This window comes from Paenibacillus sp. TAF43_2 (assembly GCF_052113545.1).
GTDB lineage: Bacteria > Bacillota > Bacilli > Paenibacillales > Paenibacillaceae > Pristimantibacillus.
Genome location: NZ_JBFRDK010000083.1, coordinates 20,130 through 27,076, shown reverse-complemented (window position 1 = coordinate 27,076; position 6,947 = coordinate 20,130). Strand labels below are relative to the sequence as shown.

Sequence of the window (6,947 nt, the reverse complement as noted above, 5' to 3'; positions counted from 1 at the left end):
GGCTTAAACTGATCTGTCAAAACACTATAAAGATCATGCAAATATAAAGGCTTATTGACCAGTATTCTAAAAAGGTTGTTGCAGTTTATCAAAATTTTTGGATTTAAAACTAGATTGAATCTAATATAACGTCCGAAATGTCATATGCAAGAAAAAAAAAGAATCACCTCAAAATGTTGATCTTCAATAATAAAGATCAACATTTTGTTATAAGAGGTCGGGGAACATAAGTTCAGAAACGGTTATCGATACACATTCTTGTCATCCGATGTCATAGGACAACAACATAAATATATTGGAAACCGCCTAAACAGCGGTTTTTTTGTTGTAAGGATATATGTACTTGTCCAAGCCTGAAGACAAGTACATATATACTTAGCCGAGATTGAAAAGAACACATACTCATAACCGATTAATCTTGAGATTAGGAACTATCATTAAGCTAATGAGCAGTTTAACGTCACTGAAACAGCGACAGTCTAATCCTTTATTCTCTACCGACAACAGGCCGACATACGCGCTTTTTTCCCTCCTTCTAATTTCCTAAGTGTCATTTGTTCCCCTTTTGCAGAAATTTCAGTTTGAGGTTCACCAGTGCAATGCCTGCAATAATTAGAAAGAGTCCCGCCACCAGTTTGGAAGTGATCGTTTCACCTAAGAAAAGGACACTGGTCACGATCGCTATGAGAGGGACTAGAAAATTAAACGAACCGACTTTGCCAGCTTCACCCGATCCGACAAGCAGAAAGAATACGAGCCAGGTCAAGGCTATTCAGAAAATCGAAATAATCGACAAAGACGAAAGGAATGACAGATTCCAAACGATATCCATTCAGCTTTCTACGGGGAATGATAGCTCAATAAGCACGAAGAGAAGGCAGCTGGTGAAGTGGAGGAAAAAACCGTTAAATGAGGGTAGGGCGATGATTGAGAACAAAAAGTCTGTAGTTTGCAATAATGTGAGTTCTTATGCAGATGCTCTGACACGCGACAAGAAATATGAGGTGATTGCAGAAAACGAAGGAAAACAACAGTTAAAAGTCATTGGTGATAATAACTGAGCAAGGTAGTTTAAAAAGAATCTTTTCGTCACTGATGAAAGTTATTACCCATAATGGCTAATTAAAAAAATTCCATTTCATTAGTCATTGGAAAGTATTTTTTCAATTCAAATCGTTCCAGCGATCCTACAACTGAAACAATTGGTTTCTAACTTTCAATAACAAAACATCCATTGAAGTACAAATCAATAACTTATTCCAATAAATATAATAAGTTTAAAAATTCTGAGTCCTGGTTGGGTATGGATTCAGAGGAAGTGACAAAGTAACAATGCTGAAAATACAAGATAGATTGTGACACTTGCGATTGTCAGAGGACAACAAATATATGTATTGGAAAACGCCTAATCAGCGGTTTTTTGTTGTAAGGATATATGTACTTGTCCAAGCCTGAAGACAGGAACTAGGAGTTGACCGTATGATAGTGGTTAACATTGACGTCATGCTTGCAAAGCGGAAAATGAGCGTTACTGAGTTATACGAGAAAGTCTGCATTACAATGGCGAACCTGTCGATACTTAAAAACGGAAAAGCGAAAGCCATTCGAATCTCAACACTCGAAGCGATCTGCAAAGCACTCGCTTGCCAGCCTGGAGATATTCTCGAGTATGGGCAGGATTGAATAAAATAAAAAAAACCGCCGTAGGATAAGATTCATTCATTACTAAAGGGAGCGTTCAAAAAGTAAATTCTTGAGATAGTTGGCAATGATGAAGAATTAATTGAAGTAAAGAAATAAAAGTTCCATTTTGCTAACGGGAGACTTTAGTTGAATACAACAGGGAGCAGATTGCCATCGGGCAGCTGCTCCTTTTTTCATTAAGCTAAAGTGTAGGTTAGTGTAGTTAATATTCCCAAAATTCCCTCATTGTGAGTATTTTTCATAGAGTACCGAATTCCATCAAGCATATTTGATGAGATTTTATTTATTAAAATGATGAAAAAGTAAACAAATGTATATGAAAGTAAGAACTTATCTGTTTTCCTATGGCTAACACGTCTCATACTATTAACTGTGAGGAGGCCTCTTGGTAAGGAATGGGTGCCCGGGAATAGCGAGTACTCAAGTTAGCAGTACGAAAAACCGAATATATCATTTCATACGAGGAAATGAGGATGAGGAAATGCAGTCAAGCCGAAGGAATCAACAAAGATGTTCGTTATTGTTAACGTTGGTCTTATTTTTTTCTATCATATTTTCTGTTCATCCATCGATAACGTACGCAGACGGAACATCAAAGGCAGAAGAAATCACGCAACAAGCACCGGATAACTCAGTACCGGAAACAGTGCCTGATTCGGAAGTAGTTTCGGATCCTGAAGCTGTCCCAGATGCCAACCTCGAAGAGCCATTCGCTGTGCAGCAGCCAGGTATGGATGGAGCACCAACGGCTTTAGCTAGCGTCCGGGAGAACTATGCTTTGAAGAAGGATGTGAAAGTATCCGGCAATGAAGTTCCGGACGGACTTTTTCCTAAATATGCGGTCGATGGAGACTCTTCAACGCGCTGGTCTTCCGATAAATACGACGATCAATGGTTTGAAGTAGATTTAGGCGAAAAGAAGGAGATCGGTCAAGTTATCATTCGTTGGCAGACGCCAGCTACATCCTACCGCGTGCTGACATCGGTCTATGGTGATAATTGGGAGAACATTACACTTGAGAATAATGACATTATTAATTGCCAAGGTGGAACGGAAGTCCTGAATTTCACGTCAAGAGAAGCAAGATACGTCAAGTTTGTAGGGGTTGAGCGGAAACCGGCTGATGGCATTCTGTATGGGTATTCATTTTATGAGTTCGAGGTATACAGCGAAGATCCACTAGCGAAAATCATCAAAGGGATTCATGGCATTGAACCGATCAGTCAAGGACAGACCGAGTTCCCATTCCCGGCTGTACCAGAAGGTTATCAAATCTCCATCTACGGATCGGATGCGCTGCCTGTCATTGACAAGGAAGGCGTCATTCATCCCCCATTGGTGGATAAAAAGGTTCATGTGATGCTGCAAGTACAAAGCCTGGAGGACCAAGCGCAGAAAGCGATAACACCGTCTTTCGAAGTTACGGTCACAGGATTAAATCAACAGATCAAAGGGCTGAATGAGGAACCGAAAGTCATTCCGTCCCTGCAAGAATGGATTGGGAAAACAGATCAATATACATTATCGTCTGCAGCAAAGATTGTCTATAATGACCCGTCGTTAGCCAAATCAGCAGCGATCGTCCAAGAAGATATGAAAACGATTACGGGACTGGAATTGACTATTATCAAAGGGACACCATCCATCGGAGATCTGTACTTGTCCTTAAATCCGACGGAAAAGTTCTTAGGTCAAGAAGGTTACATACTCGATATCGGTGATTATGTAGCCATTACGGCGCCGACGGTAAAGGGTGTCTTCAGCGGAACGCGTTCCGTGCTGCAAATTCTGAAGCAGGATGAGGGTCATGACCAGATTCCGAAGGGGCAGTCCCGCGACTATCCGAAATACGAGACACGCGGATTTATGATCGACGTGGCTCGCAAATTCTATACGATTGATTTCTTGCGGGATTACGTGAAGATGATGGCTTGGTATAAGATGACGGATTTGCAAATCCATTTGAATGATGATATTGGCAATCGCGGTGCGTTTCGGTTAGAAAGCGAGAGGTATCCGAATTTAGCAAGTATAGATGGCTTTTATACGAAAGAAGAGTTCCGAGATTTGCAGCGGTTAGGCCAAGATTATGGTATTAATATTATCCCTGAAATCGATACGCCGGGGCATTCGCGTGCTTTTACGACATTAGATCCTTCTCTGGGGAATGATTCGCATCTCGACGTCTCAAAACCCGAGACCGTCGAGTTTGTCAAGAATTTGTGGAGTGAATATCTTGATGGCTGGAGAGGCGGAGACCCTACATTTCTCGGTCCTGATGTTCAAATTGGAACCGATGAATACAAAGGAAACACGGAAGATTTCAGAAAATATATGGACACCATGATCAAATTCATCAATAGCAAAGGGAAACATCCTTTGTTGTGGAGCGGATTGCAAGAGTACGCCGGTAAGACACCGATCAGCAATGAAGCGACCATGGCGATCTGGCATTTGCCGTATGGCGGACCGCAGCAAGCAATCGATCTTGGTTATAACATCATTAACATCAATAATAGCTATTTATATCTCGTACCCCGACTATATGCCGATTATTTAAATACGTCACTCTTATATCAGGAATGGGAGCCTGTAAAATGGTACGGTGCGACRCTGCCTTTCGGCCATCCGCAATTAAAAGGCGGCATGTTCGCACTTTGGAACGATATTTCGTATGAAGCGGGGCTATCGATGGATGACACTCATGTCCGCTTGGTCCCTGCCATGCAGGTCCTTTCCGAGAAAATGTGGCACGGCGCGAGCAGCGATGTAGACTACGACACCTTTGTGAAGACGGCCGCGAAGATGGGCGATGCGCCGAATACCCACCTTTCCTATGATGTGAAAGTCAAAAATACGGAAGGAAGCGTCCTTGATTATTCGTTCGAAAACAATTTCATTGACGCATCCGGTAACGGATACAATGCAAGAGGCAATAACGTTGATTTTGTCAAAGGAAAATATGGGCAAGGCGTCCACTTCAACGGCGGTACTAGTTATTTGGAGACACCGCTCAACAGCTTAAACTTTGGTTGGACCGTCTCCATGTGGATTAACCCGGATGCGGACAATCCGGACGATGCCGTATTAATGGAATCGCCTGCAGGAACGGTAAAATTAAAGCAACACGGCACCAAGGGTAAATTAGGATTCTCTAAAGAAGGATATGATAGCGCATTCAATTACAAAGTGCCGGCAGGCCAATGGACGCATCTTCTCCTCATGGGGGACAGTAATGGCGTCTCGCTCTATGTGAACGGGAATGAATACGTCGAGAAGCTGGCGCAGCCAGTGCAGCGCATTCAGACGCTTGTCCTGCCTGTGGCGAAAGTCGGAGGCACAACCAACGCGTTCAAAGGAACGATCGATAATCTACAAGTCTATAATCGATTCATTCCGCTGCTCGATGTGAACAACTATGCGCTGCATCAGGGAACCGATGCCTCGGGATTAGAGGCGGCATGGGTACCTTCAAGCCAAGCCGTCGATGGCAATATGATCACGCGCTGGGCGAGTACGTACAAAGACGATTCGTGGTTCACCGTTGACTTGGACAAAACGCAAAATATTAGCAAGGTCGTCATCGGATGGGAGACGGCCGCGAAAAGGTTTAAGATTCTATATTCCACTGATAACGTAACATGGAAAAACGTGATGGCAGACGATCGAATTCTTACGGCCAGCGATAAACGAGAGACGAGTACGGTGGAATTCGCTCCGAAGCAGGCCAGATACGTGAAATTCCAAGGAATTGAGCGAATGCCGGTCTATGGCGAATACTACGGATATTCCATCTATGAGTTCGAAGTCTACGGCGAAGATCTAATGGAACCCTACAAAGAATTAATTGATGTAGCCGAGAAATTGATCAATTTGAACAAAGGGAACGAGGAGCTTCGCAAACAATTGATGTTCCTGTTGGATCGATACCCGTATCATTTTGAGACAGTAGTGGATACGCTGCGCGATCTGAACGCGAGGTTGAAGGATTCTATCGATAAACCGGAACCGAAACCTCCAATCGACACTGATAATCCTAGACCTGGCGTGAAGGAAGGCGAAGCGACGATCAAAGCCGGCGAAGCGGGAACGGTCAGCTTAGGCAARCAGATCACAGTCTCTGTTCCGGTAGGCGCAGCGAAAGAAACGATGATGCTGCATCTGAAGAAAATCGACAATTCCGCTGACTTGCTGAAGCAGCAGCCGAATGCAATAAGCCCAGTGTTCGAATTGTCAAAGGATGTGAAGGGCGGCTTCGATAAGCTGATTCAGATCAGCTTGACGTTCGATGACAGTAAGCTTGGCAAAGATCAACAAGCATCTGTGTTCCAATACGATAAAGCAACAGCGCGTTGGGTGGAACTCAAAGGCACGGTAACGGGCAGTACGATTCAAGCGGATACGCATAATGTCGGTATATTCGCCGTCTTTGCCGTCAATCGTAAGTCGACCGAGCCGAAGCCGGCCTTCAAAGACATCGCAGGCCACTGGGCTGCCAAGGATATTCAAGCAGCCGTGCAGCGAGGAATGACGAACGGATATCCGGACGGAACATTCAGACCGGATCAGTCCGTGACACGCGCGGAGTTCACGGTATGGCTCGTGAAGGCGATGCAGCTAAGCGGCGAAAGCCGTTCGAAGGCGTTCGTAGATCAAGCCTCGATCCCGATATGGGCGAGTGAGGCCGTGGCGCAAGCTGTAGAGCTCGGACTCATTCAAGGCTATGCAGATCAACGGTTCATGCCGAATCAGCCGATCAGTCGCGCAGAGATGGTGACGATGGTCGCGAGAGCATTGAAGCTGTCTAACGACGCAAGCGCTAGAACGAGCTTCGCGGATGACAAGCAAATCCCGGCATGGGCGATCGGAGCCATTGATGCAGCTGTGCAGCAAGGCTGGATTCAAGGGCGCGGCAGCAATCAATTTGCGCCGAATGCATCGACAACACGCGCCGAATCGATCACTGTCTTATTGAAAGCATTTCCAAAGGCATGAATAAAGAAGACGCTCATCAACACCAAGAGATGTTGAGCGTCTTTCTCATTCATTAAAGCGGGCTAAGCGCGACTTATGGCGTCTCCTTCAAATGCTCGATCATATCAAGCCAAGTGTATTATTTCTCACACATTCTAAATACTTCATATTAAACTCTATATGTCGGACGACAAGAACATATATGCAACGGTAGTCACCTAAACAGTGGCTTTTTTATTTTTTGTATAGAAGTTCTTGTCGTGAGCTC

General features: G+C 44.3%; 4 protein-coding genes. 3 read left to right on the top strand and 1 reads right to left on the bottom strand.

Going from position 1 to position 6,947, the window contains the following annotated elements; genetic code table 11:
* Positions 1–550: 550 nt before the first annotated feature.
* Positions 551–766, bottom strand: coding sequence for an EamA family transporter (locus tag AB4Z17_RS18270; protein WP_441961247.1), 216 nt, complete (start codon positions 764–766; stop codon positions 551–553).
* On the opposite strand from AB4Z17_RS18270, the gene AB4Z17_RS18265 reads away from it, so the two are divergent.
* From AB4Z17_RS18265 to AB4Z17_RS18255, 3 genes are all read left to right on the top strand, one after another.
* On the top strand, positions 684–1,061 hold the full coding sequence (locus AB4Z17_RS18265) for a hypothetical protein (protein WP_441961249.1): 378 nt from the start codon (positions 684–686) through the stop codon (positions 1,059–1,061). The two genes, AB4Z17_RS18270 and AB4Z17_RS18265, sit on opposite strands and share 83 nt — an antisense overlap.
* A 418-nt stretch (positions 1,062–1,479) precedes the next feature.
* Positions 1,480–1,683 carry a helix-turn-helix domain-containing protein gene (locus AB4Z17_RS18260; RefSeq protein WP_441961245.1) on the top strand — a complete coding sequence of 68 codons (204 nt, stop codon included), beginning with the start codon at positions 1,480–1,482 and terminating at the stop codon, positions 1,681–1,683.
* Positions 1,684–2,224: 541 nt separating this feature from the next.
* Positions 2,225–6,700 (top strand): S-layer homology domain-containing protein, encoded by a 4,476-nt coding sequence (locus AB4Z17_RS18255; RefSeq protein WP_441961243.1) that lies wholly within the window; start codon positions 2,225–2,227, stop codon positions 6,698–6,700.
* The last annotated feature ends 247 nt before the right edge of the window (positions 6,701–6,947 follow it).

Coding starts and splice junctions, on each gene's coding strand:
- AB4Z17_RS18265 (WP_441961249.1), top strand. CDS start 684: ATGAGAGGGACTAGAAAATTAAACGAACCGACTTTGCCAGCTTCACCC.
- AB4Z17_RS18260 (WP_441961245.1), top strand. CDS start 1,480: ATGATAGTGGTTAACATTGACGTCATGCTTGCAAAGCGGAAAATGAGC.